Source organism: Buchnera aphidicola (Takecallis arundicolens) (assembly GCF_964058945.1).
Classification (GTDB): Bacteria; Pseudomonadota; Gammaproteobacteria; order Enterobacterales; family Enterobacteriaceae; genus Buchnera_L; species Buchnera_L aphidicola_AH.
This window is the reverse complement of sequence record NZ_OZ060369.1, coordinates 329,001-351,788: the sequence shown is the minus strand read 5'-3', so window position 1 is coordinate 351,788 and position 22,788 is coordinate 329,001. Positions and strand designations below refer to the sequence as shown.

Genomic DNA, 22,788 nt, shown 5'->3' with positions numbered 1-22,788 from the left:
ATATTTTTTATAATTATATTGTTTTGTTTATTTTATATTTTTGAAATATAGTACTATACCAGTTATGGTATTTTATTAATTGATTATGAGTACCTTGATTTGTTATACTTCCATTTTCCATAATAAATATATTATTTGTTTTTTTTAGTATATGCAATTCATTTGTTATAATAACAATTGTATGATTATCATTTTTCCAAGATATGATATTTTTTAAAATCTTATATTGTGTTAATCGATCTATTGCAGATAAAGCATTGTCTAATATTAAAATTTCTGTATTTAATAATAATGCTCTTGAAATTGCCAATCTTTGTTTTTGGCCACCCGACAAAATAATTCCTTGTTCTCCAATTTTTGTTTCATATCCATTTGTAAAATTTATAATATCTTGATGAATATTTGATAATTTTGCAACATTTTCTATATCGATTTGCTGAGCTTGCATGTTACTAAAAGCAATATTATTTCTAATAGTATCAGAAAATAAAAATGTTTTTTGGTGAACACAAGTTAATTTATTTCTCCAGTGTAGTATATTATAATTTTTTATAGGTATATTATTATAAAAAATATTTCCTATAAAATTTTCAAAATGCCTTTGTATTAAAGATAATAGTGTACTTTTTCCACTTCCAGTGGGTCCGCAAATACCTATTATTTGATTAAATTTAATGTTCATAGAGATATTATGTAATGCATATTGTATAGTGTTTGGATATTTAAATTGGGATATTTCAATTGTTATGTTTTTTGAATTTTCTAAAATATTTTTTTTATTACTTTGAATCATATATTCTTTATTTATAATATTTTGAATACGATTCCAAGCAGCATGACCTCTTTCAATAATATTAAACATCCAAGCAAGTGCTAGCATAGGCCAAGTCATTAAACTTAAATACATCATAAAACTTGTTAGTTGTCCAATGGTAATACTGTGATTCCAGATTAAGTAACCTCCTGTATACATTGTTAGTATATTGGAACATGTAATAGAATAATAAATTATTGGGTCAAACTTTGCATCAATTTTTGATACTATAATATTTTTTATATTGATATTATCAGTAATTTTTTTAAATTTTTTCATTTCATATTTTTCTAATCCAAAATTTTTAATCATATAAATATTTGTTAAACTTTCTTGTGTTTGATTATTTAAATCTGAGAATGTTTTTTGTGATTTTTTAAAAGCATGATATAATTTTTTTCCATATTTTGTAATAATAATTGTCATAATTGGCATAGGTATTAATGATATAATTGTTAATTTCCAATTAATATATATAGTCATAATTATTAACACAGATAGACCAGTGATGATAGAATCGATTAATGTTAAAACGCCTTCACCAGCTGCAAAAACAACTTTATCAACATCATTTGTGGCACGTGCCATTAAATCTCCAGTACGGTATTTTAGATAAAATTTTGCATTTTTTTTACTTAAATAATTATATAATTTTATACGTATAATAATAGCTAAATTATATGCTGTTCCAAATAGTAGTATTCTCCACATATATCTTAATATGTATATTAATATAGATATGAAAAGTATTAATCCAGTCCAGTAAAGTAATTTATTTTCATATGATTTATTTATTGTAATTTGATCTATTAATATACCAATAATTTTAGGTGGTATAAGCTGTAACATTGCTATAATTATCAATAAAAATATTGATCCTACATATTGTTTCCATTGTTTCAAAAAATACCATCGTATTTGTTTAAATAATTGCACAAAATATCCCATTTATTTTAAAATATTATTTATTTATGTTACAAATTTAGAGTATATTTTTTTTTATAGCTCATTTGGTATAAAATATAGGCTGGATTAAATTATACTTTCCAGCCAAATTATATATAAATTGTGTATTTATATAACATCAGTTTTATTACTGAAAGTGAGTTTTAAAACATCTTGAATAGTTTTTACTGTATGTATTGTTAAGTCTGATAAAATTTTTTTTGGTATTTCTATTAAGTTGTACCTATTTTGATATGGGATGATGATATTTTTTATTTTACCACGGTGTGCTGCTAATATTTTTTCTTTTAGTCCTCCAATCATTAAAATATTACCATTTAGAGTAATTTCTCCAGTCATTGCAATATCTGATCGTACAGGATTTTTTGTTAATGTGGATATTATAGCAGTGCAAATTGCAATACCTGCACTAGGGCCATCTTTAGGTGTTGCACTTTCTGGAATATGAACGTGTATGTCATGTTTTTCATAAAAATCTAATTTAATATTTAATTTTTTAGATTGTGAACGTACAACAGTTAATGCTGTTTGTATAGATTCTTTCATGATTTCGCCTAATGATCCTGTATATATTAATTTTCCTTTTCCAGGAACACAGGCTGTTTCAATAGTTAATAGTTCACCTCCTACTTCTGTCCAAGCTAATCCAGTAACTTGTCCAACATGATTGTTTTGATTTTGTTTTCCGTAGTAAAATTTTTTTATTCCTAAATATTGTTTTATATTTTTTGTATTGATAATAATGTTTTTAATTGATGGATCTGTAACTAACGTTTTTACTACTTTTCTACATATTTTAGCAATAGCTTTTTCTAAACCTCGTACACCTGCTTCTCTTGTATAATAACAAATAATATTTCTAATTGCATTATCTGAAATTTCAATTTCATGTTCTTGAAGTGCATTTCTACAAATTTGTTTTGGTTTTAAGTAATTTTTTGCAATATTGAATTTTTCATCTTCTGTGTAACTTGAAACATAAATTATTTCCATTCTATCTAATAATGGAGCTGGAATATTTGTTGAATTTGCTGTTGCAACGAACATGACATTTGATAAATCATAGTCTAATTCTAAGTAATGATCATTGAAATTTGTATTTTGTTCTGGGTCTAATACTTCTAATAAAGCAGATATCGGATCAACACGTATATCATGTGATATTTTATCAATTTCGTCTAGTAAAAACAGCGGATTTTTTACTCCGGATTTAACAATATTTTGTATAATTTTTCCAGGAAGTGATCCAATATATGTTCGTCTATGACCTCTAATTTCTGCTTCATCACGTATACCACCTAAAGCCATTCTAATATATTTTCTTCCTGTAGCTTGAGCAATGGATTTACCTAACGATGTTTTTCCTACACCGGGAGGACCAACTAAACATAAAATCGGTCCTTTGATTTTATTAGTTCTGGATTGTACTGCTAAATATTCTAATATTCTATTTTTAACTTTTTTTAAACCGTAGTGGTCATTATCTAATTTTTTTTTAGCTTGATGAATATCTTTTTTAATTTTACTTTTTGCTGACCAAGGAACTTGTATAATCCAATCAATATAACTTCTTATTACTGATGCTTCTGCTGATATGGGGGACATCATTTTTAGTCTTTTTAATTCTAATAATACTTTATTTTTTACTATTTGTGGTATTTTTAGTTTTTGAAGTTTATTTTTTAATATATCACATTCATTAGTAATACCTTCAATTTCACCTAATTCTTTCTGAATTGCTTTTATTTGTTCATTAAGGTAATATTCTTTTTGATTTTTTTCAATACTATTTTGTATTCGGTTTCTTATAGTTTTTTCTATTTGAAATAAATTAATTTCTGACTCCATTGTTAAAATTAAATATTCTAATCTTTTATTAATATTGAGTATTTCTAGAATCTTTTGTTGATCATTTAATTTTAGTGTTATCTGCGATGATAAAATATTTGATAATCGTGATGAATTATGTATATCATGTAAAGAATGTAGTATTTCAATTGGAATGTTTTTATTAAATTTTATATATTGTTCAAATTTTTCCACTGCAATTTTCATTAATATTGTTACTTCTTTTTTATTAGTTTCATAAGACTTGATTGTTTCAATTTCTGCAGTTAATAAATTATTATTATCATATACTGTATGTAATTGACCACGTTTTAAACCTTTAACTAGAATTTTTATTGTCCCGTCAGGTAATGTAGACATTTGTAAGATAGTTGATATTGTACCAATTTTGAATAATTCATTGATACTTGGATTATCTACTTTAGATATTTTTTGAGTGACTAACATAATTTTTTTGTCGTTTTTTAACGCAGCTCGAATACATTTTATAGATTTTTTACGTCCAACAAATAGTGGGATTATTATATCTGGGTATATTACTATATCTCTTAATGGTAATATTGGAATAACAATGTTTTTAGAACATTTAGAGTTCATATTATTCTCTTTATTTTTGTTATAATTGTTTTTAAATTTATGTATTAATTAAAGTATGATATAGAATTGTTTAAGTTATATATGTATTTTATGTTATAATAGAATTTTATATTTTAATTTTTATAATAAAAACAGACTTTATATGTATTAATTTTAATTATTCTGGATCATATATAATGATTGGTTTTATTTTTTTTTGTACTACAGATTTATTAATTATTACTTTACGAACATGATTTTGTGATGGTAAATCATACATTATATCTAATAAAACATGTTCTATTATTGATCGTAAACCTCTAGCACCAATATTTTTTTTTATTGTTTGGTTAGCAATTTCTATAATTGCATCTTTTTCAAAATGTAATAAAATACCTTCTAATGAAAATAATTGTTGATATTGTTTAATTAATGCATTTTTTGGTTGAGATAAAATATCAATTAACATATCTTTATTAATTTTATTTAATGTAACAATTATTGGTAAACGTCCTACAAATTCTGGAATTAAACCAAATTTTATTAGATTTTTTGTTGATACATTTTCAAACAGTTTTTTTTTGTTTATGTTTTTTTTTCGTACATTCAGTTTAACATTGAAACCTATTTTATTACTTTTTTCTGATTTTTTAAAAATGATTTTTTCTAATCCATCAAATGTTCCAGCACAAATAAATAATATTTTAGATGTATCAATTTGTATACATGGTTGATTCGGGTGTTTTCTACCACCTTGAGGTGGTACAGATGCTATCGTTCCTTCTATAATTTTTAGTAGTGCTTGTTGTACACCTTCTCCTGATACATCTCTTGTAATTGATACATTATCTGATTTCTTTGCAATTTTATCAATTTCATCAATATATATAATTCCTGTTTCAGCTTTAGGAACTTCATATTGACAATTTTGCAATAATTTTTGTAAAATATTTTCAACATCATCACCAACATATCCTGCTTCAGTTAATGATGTTGCATCAACAATAACAAATGGAATATTTAATGTTTTAGCTAATGTTTCAGCTAATAATGTTTTTCCACATCCAGTAGGTCCAATTAATAACACGTTACTTTTTTTGATATCAATATCTTTAGATCTAGACGGGCTATTTAAATATAAAATACGTTTATAGTGATTATAGACTGCTACTGATAATATTTTTTTTGCTGTATTTTGTCCAATAATATGCTGATCTAATTTTTTTTTTATTTTTTTTGGGGTAAGTATTAATATTGAATTTTCATGATAATGCATATTTAATATATTTACCTTATAATGTTTAATATATGATATAGATTATAAAAAATATATTTTTAGATTTATGTAATTTTTAATATTTATTTTGATTTATAGATGGATTTTTATTAGTTCTAGACTGTAAAATAGTATCAATTAATCCATATTGTTTTGCTTCTTCTGCATTCAAAAAACGATCTCGTTCAGTATCTTGTTCAATTTTTTTTATCTGTTGTTTTGTATGTAGTGCAAGAAGTTCATTAATCATAGTTTTTGTTTTTATTATTTCTTGAGTATGTATAATAATATCCGATGCTTGTCCTTGATAACCTCCCATAGGTTGGTGAATCATGATTTTTGAATGTTTTAAAGAAAATCGTTTACCTGGTGTTCCAGCACATAATAGTATTGCTGCCATTGAACATGCTTGCCCAATACAAATTGTATTAATACTAGGTTGTACAAATTGCATTGTATCATAAATGGACATACCGGCAGTCACTATTCCTCCAGGAGAATTAATATATAAAAAAATATCTTTTTTTGGATTTTCAGATTCTAAAAATAATATTTGTGCAACAATTGTATTTGACATATGATCTTCAATTTTTCCAGTAATAAATATAATTCTTTCTTTTAAAAGTCGAGAATAAATATCATAAGATCGTTCTCCTGTATTATTATTTTCTACTACCATAGGTATTAAATTATAATTTATTCTATGACTATTTTTATTTTTTAACATATTTTATACCTTATTTTTTTATATTTTATTTAATATGAGTAGTATATTAGCTTAAAGTAATATTATATGTGTATTTTTTGGAGTATTTTTTTTAAGTTTGTAGTTTTATATGTAACATTAAAGAATTTTAATAGGTGTTGAATAATTTTTTTTTCTAGAAGTATATTATGTATATAATGTATCAGTTGTGTTCTATTTTTTTGTAATGGTAGTATTTTCATTAACATACGATTTTCTTTTTGTTCAGTTTGAAAATATTTTTTAATTTCTTTTTGTGTAATATTAATATTATTTTGGTATATAATTGATTTTAAAATTAAGTTAAGTTTAATTTTATTTGATATTTTTTGTTTCATATTTTTATGATATTTTTTTTGTAATATATTACCTTTTTCTTTTAAATATTTTTTATGTATTTTCTTATTTGTATGTTTTATTTCTTCTTCAATTAGTTTTTTTGGTATTTGAATTATATCACTTTTTTTAATATATTGAATAATTTGATTTTTTAAATATTTATATTCTAAATGTATAATATCTTTTTTTAATTGATCTGTGATAATGTTTTGTACTTCTTTATAAGTGTTTACATGTAATTTTTTTTTTAAATATTCTATAAATTGTTCATATGAATACTTTTTTTTTATACTTAGTACTTTTTTAATATTGATTCTTATTGTAATTTTTTTTCCTTGATAATTTTGATCTGGATGTTGTTTAAAAATATTCATTGTTACTAAAATAGTATCTGCTGTTTTTTTTTTTAATATTTGTTTTTCTATTTGAGGTATAATTTTTTTTTTGTTTATTAAAAATGTTAATTCTTGTACTTGCGATATATTAGATATACCTTCTTTTATTTGATAATTAATGGTAATTTGATCGTTTTTTTTAATTTTTTTTTCGTTTTTTTCTAAAGATATGTGTTGATTTTGCATTTCAGTAATGTAATATTTAATATCTGTGTTGTCTATAATAATTGACGTTTTTTCAATATTATATTTTTTTAATTCATTAAAATTAATTTTTGGTAAACATTGAAAATGCATTGAAAAAATAAAATCAGAATTTTTTTGATATTGATGAATAGTGATTTTTGGTTCATTAATAATATGTAATTGTTTTATTTTAATAATATTATTAAAATTATTATAAATAGTTTTTTGAATGGTATTTTTTTTAATTTGTTCTGTATATCGTTTTTGGATAATTTCAATAGGTATTCTGTTTTTTCTAAATCCATTAATATTTGTTTTTTTTCTGATACTAATTATTTCTTGTTTTTCTATGAGTTGTATTTCCTGAAATGGTATAGTAATATCTAATTTTTTTTCAAAATCTTTTATTGTTGTTAAAACGAATTTCATTATAGTTCCTGGTTTATAATTTTATAGTGATAATATATATTTTTATATTTATTATTTTTTATATAATTAATTGTATTAAATTAATTATATAAATTGAAATAATTTATATGATATAGGTTGGTATTAATATGTTTTTGATTTATTTTTTATAATATTAACAATTTTATACTGTAAATTGGTGGCATTTAATATTATGCATATCTTTCATATAACATTTTTTCCATTCATTCATAGTATATGTATGTATAGAAAGTGCATGAATTATAGTACACATTTCTTTTGATAATACATTGTATACTTCTTGATGTCTCTTTAAAATATTTTTATTTTTGAATATATCACTTACAATAAATATCGTTAGATGTTTTTTTTGATTTTGATTTTTATGTTGCATAGTATTATCATATATTTTAACAAGTTTTGTATTAAAATATTTTTTTATTTTTTTTAACATAATAGTTATACCTTTACTTTAAATAAAATATATTTTTGTATTCCATAATATATGTATATTATATAGATCAATAATTTTAAACATTTTTTTGAAATATATTATAGATATATTTAATGAAATTATTATTTATTTAATAATAAAATATTCTTGATATTGGAATAAATTATATGAATAAAAGAAATATTATAAATAAAATTATGTGTATACTTGGGTTAATGTTACTTATGGGTTTCCATCGTGCTATTGTACATCCAGCCGGAGTTATATCAATTCAACAATATAGATTGATTTTTATCGTTTTTATTGCTATGTTAACTTTAGTTATACCAGTTATTTTTATGACATTATTTTTTGTTTATAAATATCGTCATTGTAAAATGAATATTTATACTCCCACTTGGTCACATTCAACAAAAGTAGAAATTATGGTATGGTTTGTTCCTGTTATGATTGTTATTTTTCTTGGTTCTTTAGCTTGGACTACATCGCATGGATTAGATCCAAAAAAAAGAATTATTTCAGTGAATAGACCAATTACAATTAATGTAGTGTCTTTAGATTGGAATTGGTTATTTATATATCCTAAAGAAAATATTGCTACTATGAATGAAATTGTTATACCAAATAATACACCAATTCATTTCAATATTACTTCAAATTCAGTCATGAGTGCTTTTTTTATTCCTAGATTAGGTAGTCAAGTTTATGCTATGCCAAGAATGCATGGTGTGTTAAATTTAATGGCAAAATTTCCAGGAAGGTATCATGGATTTTCATCAAATTATAATGGTCCAGGTTTTTCAAAGATGAAATTTAATGCTATTGTTGTGCCAAATAATAATATTTTTAATAAATGGGTGAATAGGGTACAACATACTTCTTGTAAGTTAAATACTTTGTATAAATTTCAGTTAATAGCTCGACCTACTTTATTACATCCAATTAAATATTTTTCTTGTGTATACCCTAATTTGTTTAATAGAATTGTTCATAGAATGTTACGTTAATTGTTATTAATATAAATTTTTATATAATATTCATTTTTATTTTAAAGGAAAATATTATGTTTGGAAAATTGACATTACTTAGTATTCCATATAGTGAACCTATTATTATGGTTACGTGTATAATAATTATTTTTATGATTTTATTGTTATTTTGTACAATTACTTATTTAAAAAAATGGAAATATTTATGGTCAGAATGGATTACTTCTGTTGATCATAAAAGAATTTCAGTTATGTATTTTATTTTAGCTATGATTATGTTATTTAGAGGTTTTGTTGATGCATTTATGATGCGTTTACAACAGTTTTATGCTTCTATGGGTCATACAGGTTTTTTACCTGCACATCATTATGATCAAATTTTTACTGTGCATGGTGTGATTATGATTTTTTTTGTAGCCATGCCTTTAATTATTGGACTTATGAATTTTGTTGTACCATTACAAATAGGAGCGCGAGATGTAGCATTTCCATTTTTAAATAACTTAAGTTTCTGGTTAACTGTTAGTGGAGCATTGTTAGTCAATGCATCTTTAGCAATTGGTGAGTTTGCTAAGACTGGTTGGTTAGCGTATCCTCCGCTTTCTGAATTACAATATAGTCCAGGAGTAGGTGTGGATTACTGGATTTGGAGTTTACAAATTTCTGGTATTGGTACTACATTAAGTGGAATTAATTTTATTGTTACCATTCTTAAAATGCGTGCACCTGGTATGAATCTTTTTAAAATGCCAGTATTTGTTTGGACAGTGTTATGTTCAAATATTTTAATTATTTCTGCTTTTCCTGTTTTAACAATGACGTTGATATTATTAAGTTTAGATCGTTATTGTGGATTTCATTTTTTTTCTAGTGATTTTGGTGGAAATGCTATGATGTATGTTAACTTAATTTGGATTTGGGGTCATCCGGAAGTATATATTCTTATATTACCTGCATTTGGTGTATTTTCTGAAGTAGTTGCTACTTTTTCTCAAAAAGTACTATTTGGTTATATATCACTTGTTTGGGCTACAATTTCGATAACAATATTATCTTTTATAGTATGGTTACATCATTTTTTTACTATGGGTTCTGGTGCGAATGTTAATGCTTTTTTCGGTATTACTACTATGATTATTGCAATTCCAACAGGAGTTAAAGTATTTAACTGGTTATTTACGATGTATCAAGGGCGAATTCATATGCATTCTGCCATGTTGTGGACAGTTGGTTTTTTAATAACTTTTACTATTGGTGGTATGGCAGGAGTAATTTTATCTATTCCAGCCATTGATTTTATTTTACATAATAGTGTATTTTTAGTAGCACATTTTCATACTGTAATTATTGGTGGTGTTGTTTTTGGTTGTTTTGCAGGTATTACATATTGGTTTCCGAAGTTATTTGGATTTAAATTAAATGAAACATGGGGAAAATTATCATTTTATTTTTGGTTAACTGGATTTTTTGTTGCTTTTATGCCGTTGTATTATTTAGGATTAATGGGTATGACTCGGCGTATTAGTCAAGATATTGATCATAAGTTTCATTTTATGTTATCAATATCAATTTTTGGTGTCGGATTAATTTTAATTGGTATATTATGTCAAGTTATACAACTATATAGTTCTATTCGAAATAGAAAATTAAATTACGATTTTAGTGGTGATCCATGGAATGGACGTACATTAGAATGGAGTACTGCATCTCCTCCTCCAATTTATAATTTTGCGAATATTCCGAATGTATGTAATATAGATGATTTTTGGTATAAAAAACAACAGGGTTTAGTAAAAAAAAGTATTTCATATGAGAATATTCATATGCCTAAAAATACTGCTTTGGGATTTTTTTTGGGAGTTTTTACCTTTTTTATTGGTTTCTCTATGGTATGGCATATTTGGTGGATGTGTATATTATTTTTTATCATTAGTATTATAGTATTTTTTATATACACTTTCTATAATAGCGAATATGAAATTACAAGTTTTGAGATTAAAAAAATAGAGGATCAACATAATATTTTATTTAAAAAAGGAGAATAAATGCAGAAGAATATTATTAAAAATAAAAAAAAATATACTGTTTATGATATTCATAATATTGGTAAGAGTATGTTTGGATTTTGGCTTTATTTAATGAGTGATGGTATATTATTTGCAACTATGTTTGCAGTATATTGTGTTACTTCGATTAACGTTACATTTAATATAAATTTTTTTAATTTAAAAATTTCGTTTTTAGAGACAGTATTGTTGTTGTTAAGTTCAATTTTTTGTGGAATTTTCGTAATTAGCGCTAAATATAAAAATTTTTTTTTAATATATTTCTTTTTATTTTTAACATTTATTTGTGGTTTGTGTTTTATAATTATGGAATATTATGAGTTTTATCATTTAATTTCATTGGGGTATATACCACAAAAAAATGGATTTTTATCTTCTTTTTTTAGTTTAATTGGGATGCATGGTATACATGTTATTTTTGGTTTATTTTGGATTTTAGGTTTATCGTTTCATATACATAAATTATATTTTAGTAATACAATTTATACTCGGATTTTATGTTTTAGTTTATTTTGGCACTTTTTAGATATTATTTGGATTTGTATTTTTACGGTAGTATATTTGATGGGAAATATATCATGAATAATATTGTTATACAAAATTATAAAATTTATCAAGAGTTAAAATCTTATTTTTTGGGATTTATCTTTTCTTTAATATTAACAATTATACCTTTTAGTGTAGTATTTAAACGTTTTTTTAATATCCATATTACTTTTTTTATAGTTATTATGTGTGCTGTTATACAATGTTTGGTACATGTAAAATATTTTTTACATTTAAGTTTTTCTGTAGAACATGTTTGGAATATTACATTTTTAATTTTTACAATATTAGTCATTTTTATTATTATATTCGGATCAATATGGATTATGCATAATTTAAATCATCATTTTATATATCATAATCATAATATTGTGTGATGAAGCATTTTATTCAATTAATAAAACCCAGAATTATATTTGTTAATCTTATTGCAGTATTAGGTGGTTTTTTTTTTTCTTTATCTAAAACAGTAAATTTTATATTATTATTTTTTATATTATTTGGATCGGCTACTATTATTGCTTCTGCTTGTATATTTAATAATATTATTGATATTGATATTGATAAAAATATGATTCGTACTAAAAAACGTATTTTAATAATATCTAAAAAATTTATAATACCTGCAAAAATTACAGGATTATTTTTATTTTTTTTAAGTGTATTAATTTTTTTAACAAAAATTAATATATTATCATGTGTATTGGCTGTTATAGGTTTTTTTTTTTATGTTGTCGTATATAGTTTATATATGAAACGTGTTTCAATTTATGATGTTATAATTGGTAGTATTGCTGGTGCTATGCCACCGCTAATTGGATATTGTGCAGTGGTTAATACGATAGATTTAAAAGCAATATTATTGTTTTTAATATGTTTAATTTGGCAAATTCCACATTCTTATGCTATTTTAATTTTATATCATCGAGATTATAATATAGTAAAAATACCTACTATCGTGAATCAAAAAGGGAAATTAAATACTTTAAAAAATATTATGTTTTATATTTTTATATTCATAATATTGATTTCCCTTCTTTATTTTTTTCATTACTTATTTTTCATATTTTTTATATTATTATTTTTTTTGAGTGTATCCTGGTTTTTCATAGCATATATTTATTACATATTTATTGAGGATATAAATCTTTCAAGATTATTATTTTTTTGGTCTATTATTGTTATTTTATTTTTACATCTAATTTTAATTATAAACTATATGTTTTTATAAACATATATTTGATTTTGGTAATCCTGCAATTTTATTTGCCTGTTTATTAATACCTTTAGGAAATAATGATAATAAGTATGTATTATTACATTTTTCTATTTCAAATTTTTTTTGCATTAATTTCAATAACATTCTATTTGGCGGAATAATATTAAATTTATTATAACATAATCTAATAAAATTAATTATTTCCCAATGCTGATCTGTTAATATAATTGATTCTTGTTGTGCAATATTTTGTGCAATTTTTATATTCCATTTTTTATGTATCATATTTTTCTATTTTTTTAATTTAAATGTTATTATATTTAATATTTTTGTTGTTTTTAAATAGAAAATCACATAGTATGTAATTTAAGAAAATAATTTATTAAATAATATTAATATGAATGACTATAAATTAAATACACATGAAATACGTATTACGATTGGTGTATGTATTATTTTTATGTTAAGAATGTTAGGAATGTTTATGGTAACACCAGCAATGCATACAACTGGTATATTATTTCCTCATTCCAATAAATTTTTAATTGGTGTTGCAATAGGTATTTATGGATTAATGCAGGCAATTTTTCAAATACCTTTTGGTTTTTTATCAAATCGAATTGGTTATAAATATACCATTTTAATTGGTTTATTGTTATTTTTTATTGGTAGTATTATTTTATGTTTTAGTAATTCGATTTTTGGAATTATTATTGGTCGAGGATTACAAGGTATAGGTACAGTTTCATCTGTTTTTATAGCATTACTTTCACATGTTATTAGAGAACAAAATTATATTAAGTCAATTTCTTGTATTGGTATTACTTTTGGAATATCTTTTTTATCTGCTATTATTCTTGGACCGATAATTATTGAATATTTTGGTTTATATGGTTTGTTTAAAATCATTGTACTTGCATCTATTTTATGTATATTGGTTGCTTTAAAATATGTATTTCCATACTGTGATACAGTATTTTACCAAAATAAAGAAAAAATTAGTATTTATCAAACTAATAGTTTTATGAAAAAATATGATGTTTTTGCCTATGTTATTAGTATATTTTTTTTACATTTTTTGTTAACTTTAAATTTTATTATTTTTCCAAAGAATATGGAGTTATTAGGTTATGTATTAAAAAAACATTTTGAAATTTATACTATAATTATTATTTTATCATTATTTATCACTATTCCGTTAATAATATTTTCAGAAAAAAAAAAATATATACGATTATTAATGATTTTTGTTATTTTTATGATGATTATGTCATCAATGATACTATTAATTTTTAAATTGAATTTTTTTATATTTTTTACAAGTATGTATCTTTTTTTTGTTTCATTTATTTTATCTGAAACTTTTATTCCATCTTTATTAAGTAGAATATTATCTATAGAATATAAAAATATTATAATGAGTATATATTCGACAAGTCAATTTCTTGGTATAGCTTTAGGAGGAGCATTAGGTGGATTAACATACCAATGTTGCGGTATGAAAACTGTGTTTTTATTAGATATTTCAATTTCAGTGGTTTGGTTGATAATTTTTTATTTTATTACTCCACCAAAATATATATGTAGCATATCAATTTTAATCAATAAAAAACGTAATTTTAAATTAGATATAGATACATTATTACAAAATGATTCTGGAATTATATTGATTGAGTATTCAAAATCAGACGCTTTTTTATTAATAAAATTTGATAGTACAAAAACAGATGCAGATAGAATTAGATATTTTTTACAAGATAAAAAATATTGATTATTGTTGGTGATTGATTTTATTAGCTGCATGTTGTAGAACACCATTTATAAATTTATGACTGTTTTCTGATCCAAACAATTTTGCTAATTCAATACCTTCATTAATTGATACTTTGTATGGAATATCAGCTCGATTATATAATTCATAGAAAGATAATCTTAATATTGCTTTTTCTATTTGTCCAATTTTTTGAAGTTTTCTATTTAAACATGATGTAATTTTTATATCAAGCGTTTTATAATTATGAATTACTTCTGTAATTGCTTCATGAAAATATTTTATATCTACAATTTGAGTATTAATATTTTTTAAATATTGATTTTTAATATCTATAATATCATTTCGTGATATTTCCCAAGTATAAAGAGCTTGTACTACATACTGTCTTGCACGTCTTCTAAATTTCGGATTCATGATATTTATATCCTGATTGTAATATTGTATTTTTTATACATTAAGTATTTATAATAAATGTTAATATATTAAATTTTTACATTGGGGTTTTAATTTAATTCGTATATCTGATCCGATAGATTTTATACTAGTAAAAGAAAACGTATTAATTGTATTTAAGTCAAGTTCTTGTGTATTGAAAAATAACGGTTTTGCTAAGTGACCTAACATTTTTGGTGCTACATATAAAATTAATTCATCTATTAAATGTAATTTAATCATATTACTGAATAAGTTTGTACCGCATTCTACCCATACTGTGTTTATTTTTTCTTTTCCTAAAAATTGAAATAATTTCTTTAAATTGATATATTTTTTATATTTTGGTAATATAATTTGCTTAACATGTGTAGGCCAAATTTTTTTGTCATGATATAATCGAATTAACCATATTTCACTGATTTTTTCTTGAATAATTTGATGGTTAGGTTGTACACGGTTTTGACTATCTATAATAATTCTTTTTGGTTGTATATATTTTTTTTGACATTTTTTATTCATATTACACCGAACAGTAAGTTTAGGATTATCATTTAAAATAGTACTACTAGTACTCAAAATGGCTGAACTTAATGCGCGTAATCGGTGTGTATCTTGCCTTGCATCTTTACTGGTAATCCATTGGCTTTCACCATTTTTCATGGCTATTTTACCATCTAGAGAAATAGCCATTTTTAATTGTATCCATGGTATTCCATGGTTTATTCTTTTTAAGTATCCTAAATTTATATTTTGCGATTTTTTTAATAATATTCCAACTGTTACTTGTATACCATGTTTTTTTAAATATTTTACACTTTTTCCGGACATTTTTGGATCTGGATCTAACATAGCTATAACTACTCTTTTAATACCCGACTTAATAATTAAATTGCAGCATGGCGGTGTTTTTCCAAAATGATTGCATGGTTCTAGTGAAATATATGCTGTTCCATTTTTTGATAATTTTCCAGCCATATTAATAGCATTTACTTCTGCATGATTTTCACCTGATTTATAATGCCAACCTATGCCGACAATTTTTTTTTTATGGACAATAATACAGCCTACATTTGGATTAGGTGCGGTAGTATATTTTCCTTTTTTTGCTAATTGAATTGTTTTTTCCATATAATATGTATCTTGAACAAACTGTTTTTTTTGATTTAAAAAATCATTCATAGTGTTATACAATTTATAAAAAATATTATTGTTTATAATAATATACTATATATTTTATTAAATTTATTGTATTAATTTTGAATTATTTTAATAATATTAATCATTTCTAATACAGTTAGTGCTGCTTCACTTCCTTTATTTCCTAATTTTGTTCCTGAGCGATTTATAGCTTGTTCAATATTTTCAGTCATTAAAATACCAAGAGCGATTGGTATATTATTTTTGATACTGATATTGGATATTTTAGAGATAATATCAGTTGCTAGTTTATCAAAATGAATTGTTTCACCTTTAATAATAGTTCCCAGTGCGATAATTCCGTGGTATTTTTTTACATTAGAAATAATATTTGCAATTATAGGAATTTCATACGATCCAGGAACTTTAATAACGGTGATGTTATTATTTTGTATTTTTCCAATTCTATTTAAGGTATCAATGGCACCATGTAATAAGTTTTGATTAATAAAATTATTAAATCGGGATATTAAAATTGCTATTTTTGAGTTTGTTGCCGTTACATCACCTTCAATATTTTTTATTTCTTTTACATATAAATTTTTTTCATTTATATTCATATAATTATTAATTTTATGTTTTTTATTTTAATAAAAAAATTATAGTGTATAATATTTTTTATTTTTAAATATTGATTTTTATTTTATGATAGTATAATATATAATTTATAGCGGGGTGGAGCAGCATGGTAGCTCGTCGGGCTCATAACCCGAAGGTCGCTGGTTCAAATCCAGCCTCCGCAACTAATGTGAATATATTATTTATCTTTCAAGTAAAAATCATACTAAATTTTATGTATTTATTATTTATAATCAATAATTAAAAAAATTAAAATATTTTTTATAAAAGTATTTTAAATATTATTTTTTAATGAAAATTAAATTATTAAATATAAATAATATACGAATTCATATATGATATATACATCATAATTATTTTCTTTTTTTATTAATTCTTATTTCTAATCGTTTATATGGTAAAAGAATTTTATTCTCATCTAAAGCTTTTTTAAACTGTATCATTAAATCCCAATATACTGTATTTAAAATATTTGTGTTACTCCAGCATCGCGCAACAAAATTCATATAGTATGGTTCTAATTTGTTTAAACCTACAGTAATATCTTTATCTTTTAAGACTCTTGGTTCATTATACATAATATCTTTCAATATTTTAATGACCAAATCAACATTAGCACTATTTGTAACATTAATTATAAATTCATTTCTACGACATGGTTCACGTGAATAGTTAATAATGTTATTTGAAGTAATTTTTCCATTTGGAACAACAATAATTTTACCATCTAGTGTTTTTAATGTTGTGTAAAATACATGGATATTTAATACTGTTCCAGAAATATTTTTAAAAAAAACATATTCTCCTACGCGTAATGGGCTAAATATAATTAATAACACTCCAGCTGCAAAATTCGAAAGTGATCCTTGTAATGCTAATCCAATTGCCATTCCAGCAGCGCCTAAAATAGCGATTACTGATGTTGTTTGTACTCCTAATCTACCCAACGAAATAATTATACTAATGGTAACTATCGTATATCGTGCAACAATAGTGAGAAAATCTGATATTGTAGTATCAATTTTTCTATTATATAATATTTTATTAAATGTTGTAGAGATGACTTTAGAAGTAAAAATACCGATTAACATAATAATGATTGCTGATATTATATTTATGATATATTTTAACAATATTTTCTGGTGTAGTATTATCCAGTTACCGAAATAATTAATATTATTTATTACGTTACATTCTTGCATTTTTCACTCCTAAAGACTAATTTTTGATTTTTTATATGATTATTACCATACATCATATGCATTTAGTGTTGTAAATATTTTAATTAATTTTTTATATATTTTATCTTGAGACTTTCTTGTCCACTTTCTTGGGTCATAGTATTTTTTATTTGGTTCATACGGACCACTTGGGTTACCTAATTGTGTTTGTAAATACAGTTTAAAATTTTGATAATATTCTAGAATACCTTCCCAGGATGCCCATTGTATATCAGTATCAATATTCATTTTAACTACACCATAATTAATAGATTGATGAATGTCTTTAATAGAAGATCCAGATCCTCCATGGAAAACAAAATTAATTGGATTTATATCTAAATTATGTTTTTTACAAATGTATTGTTGTGTATTATATAGAATATCAGGTTTTAATTTTATATTTCCTGGTTGATATACTCCATGAACATTTCCAAAAGATGCTGCGATAGTAAAATTAGTACTAATTTTTATAAGTTTTTCATATGCATAATTTACATCTTCAGGTTTTGTATACAGTAGTTCAGTATTTATATTTTCATTATTTACACCATCTTCTTCTCCTCCTGTACAACCAAGTTCTATTTCTAAAAACATATTATTATGCTTGATTTTATTTAAAAAATGGCTACATATTTTTATATTTTTTTTTATTGGTTCTTTTGATAAATCTAACATATGTGAAGAAAAAATAGGATATCCTTTCTTTTTCATATTCTCTGTACTAATTTGAATTAAGTTATCAACCCACGGTAAAATGTCTATATGACAATGATCAGTATGTAGTATTACTGGAATATTATAATATTTTGCAACATAGTGTACGTGTTTTGCTGCAGAAATTGCTCCTAATGTTGCTTTTTTGATATTTGAAATTTTTGGTATATTATTTCCAGCAATACAAATAGAACTGCCATAAGACAATTGTATGATGACTGGAGATTTAACTGTATAAGCTACTTCTAATACTGTATTGATCGTATCTAGGTTTGTACAATTAATAGCTGGTATGGCGAATTTTTTTTCTTTAGCTAGCTTAAAAATTTTATGTATATCTTGTCCAAAAATGACCCCTGATTTAATATCATACATTGGATGAAGCATATTTTTTCCTAGTATAGTATAAGTATGTTTTAAAAAATATATATTTTATGATACATAATGTTTTTTTTTAGATGTTTCTAACATCTGTATTGTAGGTAATTTTTTACCTTCTACAAATTCTAAAAAAGCCCCACCTCCTGTTGAAATGTACGATATTTTATTTTTTATATTAAACATATCAATAACATTAATTGTTTCTCCACCTCCTGCAATACAAAATGCTTGATTTTTTGAAATATTTTTTGCAAGTGCTTTTGTACCAACTGAAAAATTTGGAAATTCGAATACACCCATTGGTCCATTCCAAAGAATAGTTTTTGCTTTTTTAAGAGTTTCAATCATATTTTTAATGCTTTCATCACCAATATCCATAATTTCTTCATTATTTTGGATTTGATATGGTTTTTTAACAATAGCCAGGCTATTTTTTGAAAATTTTGTTCCTACTCTGGAATCAACTGGTATTAATATATTATTTTTGGCACGTATTATCTTTGCTAATGGAATAAATTTAGGTTCATATAACGATTTTCCGATATTATAATCAATAGCTAAAAATGTATTTGCAATACCGCCTCCAACAATGACAGTATCAGAAATTTTAGACAGTTGTTTTAATAATTTAAATTTTGTAGATATTTTTGCTCCTCCTACAATAGATATCATAGGTTGTTTCGGATTTTTTAAAGCTCGTGTTAAAGCATTTATTTCAGAAGCAAACAATATACCGGCACATGAAATTTTAGCAAACATACCTACTCCATATGTGGAAGCTTCTTTTCTATGTGCGCTACCAAAAGCATCCATGACAAATATATCACATAAATTTGCATATTTTTTGGATAATATTTCATCGTTATTTTTTTCACCTGGATTAAATCGTACATTTTCCAATATAAGTAATTCACCTGGTTGTATTGTGATGGGTTTAAGATGATTACTATAGTAAATTTTATTTTTATAAAATATTTTTTTTAAATATTGTATTATAGGTTGCATAGATAATTTTTGACAATATTCACCTTCTTTTGGTCGGCCTAAATGTGACATTAGTATTACCTTTGCATTTTTTTTTAAAGCATATTTAATTGTTGGAATACTTGCCTGGATACGGTTATCTGATATTATTATATTATTATTTAATGGAACATTAAAATCTACACGAATTAATACTCTTTTATTATATAAATCTATATCTTTCATGTGAATTATATTTTTCATAGTATTGTATTTATAGCTATTATTTAATAATCTTTATTAATAAATATTTTATATAATAAAATTTATTATATTTCTTTTTTTTTATTTTTTATGTTTTAATTTTTTTTTGATGTAATATATAACACCATTAATTAATATATTGCATACTATATATTTTAAAAAATTTAATAATAATATTTAAATTATAGTTTACACCATGTTGTAATACCATCTAAAAACATTTGTGTTGATAGCATAATTAGTATGAGTCCCATTAACCTTTCTAAAGCATTTACACCTTTTGGTCCTAAAAATTTTAAAAATACATCTGATAATAAAAGTACACAAACAGTAGTACTCCAGGCAATAAATAAAGATAATGATAATGTTAATATTTGATTGGAATATTGATGTGACAATAACATTAATGTTGCTAATAATGATGGTCCTGCTACTAGTGGTATAGCCAATGGCACTAAAAATGGTTCTGTTAAATCAGTTTTTTTATCATTTTTTTGTTCATCTGGAAAAATCATTTTGATTGCAATTAGGAATAATATAATCCCACCTGCAATAGAGACAGTTTCTGCTTTTAGATCAAGTATTGATAGTGTTTTTTCACCTGCTAGTAAAAAAAAAATCATAATTCCTAGTGCAATAATCATTTCTCTTAACAAGACAAATATACGTCTTTTTGGGGTTAAATGTTTAAGAATAGACATCACAATAGGTAAATTACCTAATGGATCCATAATTAGTATTAATAATATGGTAGTAGAAATCATTTCATTCATTTTTTTTCCTTATTGATAATTATAATTTAAATTTCGTTTTTTTATAAAGTAATATTGTAGAATATATTTATAAATAATTTTATTATTTGTGTTAAATAATATACAGTAATTTTTTTACTTTTAATTAAATAATATTGATTTGTTAATAATATTAACAAATTATGTATTTTGAAAACATTAATTAAAACTAAAAAAATTAAATATATTATTATATTATTTATATGATTTTATTAATTAAATTATTTTGAGTATAATACTTATGAAGAAGACTGTCGGTTTCATTGGTTGGAGAGGAATGGTAGGTTCTGTATTAATACAACGTATGGTTGAAGAAAATAATTTTAGTAATATTCATGCTGTATTTTTTTCAACATCGCAACCAGGTAAGGTTGGACCAAATATTCAAGAAAGTAATATATTACAGGATGCATATAATTTTGATTGTTTAATCACGATGGATATTATCATATCTTGTCAAGGTGGAAAATATACGGATGATACGTATCAAAAATTACGTAGTTTAGGTTGGAATGGATACTGGATTGATGCAGCTTCTTCATTAAGATTACATGAAGATGCAATAATTGTATTAGATCCTATTAATTTACAGGATATTTATTCAGCTATAAATATTGGTGTTAAGACTTTTGTTGGTGGTAATTGTACTGTTAGTTTGATGTTGATGGCATTAGGTGGATTATTTTTTAATAATTTAATTGAATGGGTTTTATTTTCTACTTATCAAGCCGCTTCTGGTGCAGGATCTAGACATATTATCGAGTTGGTCAAACAAATGGGTTATTTATATCAATCTGTTGAAAATAAGTTGTATAAAAAAAAATATTCAATTTTAGATATTGAAAAAACAATGTCAAAATCTATTCAGGAAATTAATTTTCCAAAGCAAGAATTTTTTGCACCTTTAGCAGGTAATGTATTACCTTGGATTGATTGTGCTATGCAGAATAATCAAACTAAAGAAGAGTGGAAGGTACAAGTTGAAGCAAATAAAATTTTAAATATTAATAATACTATTCCAATAGATGGTACTTGTGTACGAGTTGGTACTTTTCGGTGTCATAGTCAAGCATTTACTATAAAATTAAAAAAAGATTTGTCTTATTCGAATATTCACAATATTTTACAAGAACACAATAATTGGATTAGGATTATTCCTAATAACGTTCATTCAACATTAAATTTATTAACACCTTGTGCTGTCACTGGAACATTAAATATTGCTGTTGGTAGAATAAGAAAATTAAATATAAGTACAAATTTATTATCTGTTTTTAGCGTTGGCGATCAGCTATTATGGGGTGCTGCAGAACCGTTACGTAGAACATTAATGATTTTATTAAGTACCTAAAAATAATTAGTTACATAAAATTATAAATTTATTTTTTTTATTAAAAATTTATATGGTTTATAAATAGTTTTTTTACTTATTAATTGATATTTCATAAATGTACAGAATAATGGAATATCCCATTTTGTAGAGATATCATTCGATAAAACTAATATTATATTTTCTTTTTTAGTATTTCTTATTTTTTTTTTTAACATAATGATTGTATCTGGACATCTAAAATGAGTAAGATTGAATATTGTTAGTGACATAAATATTTTTTATTTTT

The 22,788-nt window shown here is 23.5% G+C and carries 21 protein-coding genes, 1 tRNA gene and 1 pseudogene; 8 read left to right on the top strand and 15 right to left on the bottom strand.

The window, feature by feature from the left end; all coding sequences use genetic code 11:
• Positions 1-13: 13 nt before the first annotated feature.
• The 6 genes and pseudogenes from AB4W50_RS01640 to AB4W50_RS01615 form a co-directional block, all read right to left on the bottom strand.
• Positions 14-1,750: an ABC transporter transmembrane domain-containing protein gene (locus tag AB4W50_RS01640; protein WP_367677037.1), complete on the bottom strand. Its 1,737-nt coding sequence runs from the start codon at positions 1,748-1,750 to the stop codon at positions 14-16.
• A 138-nt stretch (positions 1,751-1,888) separates the two neighbouring features.
• On the bottom strand, positions 1,889-4,225 hold the full coding sequence (gene lon / locus AB4W50_RS01635; RefSeq protein ID WP_367677036.1) for an endopeptidase La: 2,337 nt from the start codon (positions 4,223-4,225) through the stop codon (positions 1,889-1,891).
• 157 nt (positions 4,226-4,382) lie between these two features.
• A pseudogene (gene clpX / locus AB4W50_RS01630) lies at positions 4,383-5,468 on the bottom strand (ATP-dependent Clp protease ATP-binding subunit ClpX); the annotation flags it as partial.
• Positions 5,469-5,556: 88 nt separating this feature from the next.
• The gene (gene clpP / locus AB4W50_RS01625; protein WP_367677035.1) at positions 5,557-6,207 is read right to left on the bottom strand and encodes an ATP-dependent Clp endopeptidase proteolytic subunit ClpP; all 651 of its coding nucleotides are present in this window, start codon (positions 6,205-6,207) and stop codon (positions 5,557-5,559) included.
• Between the two features lie 62 nt (positions 6,208-6,269).
• Positions 6,270-7,574, bottom strand: coding sequence for a trigger factor (tig, locus tag AB4W50_RS01620; RefSeq protein WP_367677034.1), 1,305 nt, complete (start codon positions 7,572-7,574; stop codon positions 6,270-6,272).
• 163 nt (positions 7,575-7,737) lie between these two features.
• Positions 7,738-8,028, bottom strand: coding sequence for a BolA family protein (locus tag AB4W50_RS01615; protein ID WP_367677033.1), 291 nt, complete (start codon positions 8,026-8,028; stop codon positions 7,738-7,740).
• Positions 8,029-8,195: 167 nt separating this feature from the next.
• Here AB4W50_RS01615 and cyoA point away from each other — a divergent pair, with 167 nt between their 5' ends.
• Genes cyoA through cyoE form a run of 5 tightly spaced genes read left to right on the top strand, consistent with a single transcriptional unit; the run spans position 8,196 to position 12,860 of the window.
• Positions 8,196-9,035, top strand: a complete 840-nt coding sequence (gene cyoA, locus AB4W50_RS01610; protein WP_367677032.1) for a ubiquinol oxidase subunit II — start codon at positions 8,196-8,198, stop codon at positions 9,033-9,035.
• Between the two features lie 56 nt (positions 9,036-9,091).
• Positions 9,092-11,062: a cytochrome o ubiquinol oxidase subunit I gene (cyoB, locus tag AB4W50_RS01605; RefSeq protein ID WP_367677031.1), complete on the top strand. Its 1,971-nt coding sequence runs from the start codon at positions 9,092-9,094 to the stop codon at positions 11,060-11,062.
• Positions 11,063-11,665 carry a cytochrome c oxidase subunit 3 gene (locus AB4W50_RS01600; protein WP_367677030.1) on the top strand — a complete coding sequence of 201 codons (603 nt, stop codon included), beginning with the start codon at positions 11,063-11,065 and terminating at the stop codon, positions 11,663-11,665. It abuts the gene before it with no gap.
• On the top strand, positions 11,662-12,006 hold the full coding sequence (gene cyoD / locus AB4W50_RS01595; protein WP_367677029.1) for a cytochrome o ubiquinol oxidase subunit IV: 345 nt from the start codon (positions 11,662-11,664) through the stop codon (positions 12,004-12,006). The genes AB4W50_RS01600 and cyoD overlap by 4 nt, the downstream gene beginning before the upstream one ends.
• The gene (cyoE, locus tag AB4W50_RS01590) at positions 12,006-12,860 is read left to right on the top strand and encodes a heme o synthase (protein WP_367677028.1); all 855 of its coding nucleotides are present in this window, start codon (positions 12,006-12,008) and stop codon (positions 12,858-12,860) included. Before cyoD ends, cyoE begins: the two co-directional genes overlap by 1 nt.
• On the opposite strand, the gene AB4W50_RS01585 is transcribed toward cyoE, so the two are convergent.
• Positions 12,855-13,133, bottom strand: a complete 279-nt coding sequence (locus AB4W50_RS01585; protein WP_367677027.1) for a TusE/DsrC/DsvC family sulfur relay protein — start codon at positions 13,131-13,133, stop codon at positions 12,855-12,857. The two genes, cyoE and AB4W50_RS01585, sit on opposite strands and share 6 nt — an antisense overlap.
• Before the next feature lie 112 nt (positions 13,134-13,245).
• Here AB4W50_RS01585 and AB4W50_RS01580 point away from each other — a divergent pair, with 112 nt between their 5' ends.
• Positions 13,246-14,619 carry an MFS transporter gene (locus tag AB4W50_RS01580; protein WP_367677026.1) on the top strand — a complete coding sequence of 458 codons (1,374 nt, stop codon included), beginning with the start codon at positions 13,246-13,248 and terminating at the stop codon, positions 14,617-14,619.
• Here the strand turns inward: AB4W50_RS01580 and nusB are convergent, their stop codons facing one another.
• The 3 genes from nusB to ribE all read right to left on the bottom strand — a co-directional run bounded on the left by nusB (position 14,620) and on the right by ribE (position 16,778).
• The gene (gene nusB / locus AB4W50_RS01575) at positions 14,620-15,036 is read right to left on the bottom strand and encodes a transcription antitermination factor NusB (protein WP_367677025.1); all 417 of its coding nucleotides are present in this window, start codon (positions 15,034-15,036) and stop codon (positions 14,620-14,622) included.
• A gap of 60 nt (positions 15,037-15,096) precedes the next feature.
• The gene (ribD, locus tag AB4W50_RS01570; protein ID WP_367677024.1) at positions 15,097-16,236 is read right to left on the bottom strand and encodes a bifunctional diaminohydroxyphosphoribosylaminopyrimidine deaminase/5-amino-6-(5-phosphoribosylamino)uracil reductase RibD; all 1,140 of its coding nucleotides are present in this window, start codon (positions 16,234-16,236) and stop codon (positions 15,097-15,099) included.
• A gap of 71 nt (positions 16,237-16,307) precedes the next feature.
• Entirely contained in the window at positions 16,308-16,778 is a 471-nt protein-coding gene (gene ribE, locus AB4W50_RS01565; protein ID WP_367677312.1) for a 6,7-dimethyl-8-ribityllumazine synthase, read from the bottom strand.
• Positions 16,779-16,923: 145 nt separating this feature from the next.
• On the opposite strand from ribE, the gene AB4W50_RS01560 reads away from it, so the two are divergent.
• Positions 16,924-16,997 (top strand) — tRNA-Met (locus AB4W50_RS01560).
• Between the two features lie 189 nt (positions 16,998-17,186).
• Here the strand turns inward: AB4W50_RS01560 and mscS are convergent.
• From mscS to AB4W50_RS01540, 4 genes are all read right to left on the bottom strand, one after another.
• The gene (gene mscS, locus AB4W50_RS01555; protein WP_367677023.1) at positions 17,187-18,035 is read right to left on the bottom strand and encodes a small-conductance mechanosensitive channel MscS; all 849 of its coding nucleotides are present in this window, start codon (positions 18,033-18,035) and stop codon (positions 17,187-17,189) included.
• A gap of 42 nt (positions 18,036-18,077) precedes the next feature.
• Complete coding sequence (gene fbaA / locus AB4W50_RS01550; protein ID WP_367677022.1) at positions 18,078-19,157, bottom strand: class II fructose-bisphosphate aldolase; 1,080 nt, start codon at positions 19,155-19,157, stop codon at positions 18,078-18,080.
• Between the two features lie 45 nt (positions 19,158-19,202).
• A complete protein-coding gene (locus AB4W50_RS01545) occupies positions 19,203-20,360 on the bottom strand; it encodes a phosphoglycerate kinase (protein WP_367677021.1) in 1,158 nt (385 codons plus the stop codon).
• Between the two features lie 200 nt (positions 20,361-20,560).
• Entirely contained in the window at positions 20,561-21,151 is a 591-nt protein-coding gene (locus AB4W50_RS01540) for a YhgN family NAAT transporter (RefSeq protein WP_367677020.1), read from the bottom strand.
• Between the two features lie 259 nt (positions 21,152-21,410).
• On the opposite strand from AB4W50_RS01540, the gene asd reads away from it, so the two are divergent.
• The gene (asd, locus tag AB4W50_RS01535; protein WP_367677019.1) at positions 21,411-22,520 is read left to right on the top strand and encodes an aspartate-semialdehyde dehydrogenase; all 1,110 of its coding nucleotides are present in this window, start codon (positions 21,411-21,413) and stop codon (positions 22,518-22,520) included.
• Positions 22,521-22,540: 20 nt separating this feature from the next.
• On the opposite strand, the gene AB4W50_RS01530 is transcribed toward asd, so the two are convergent.
• On the bottom strand, positions 22,541-22,771 hold the full coding sequence (locus tag AB4W50_RS01530) for a sulfurtransferase TusA family protein (RefSeq protein ID WP_367677018.1): 231 nt from the start codon (positions 22,769-22,771) through the stop codon (positions 22,541-22,543).
• Positions 22,772-22,788 lie beyond the last annotated feature (17 nt).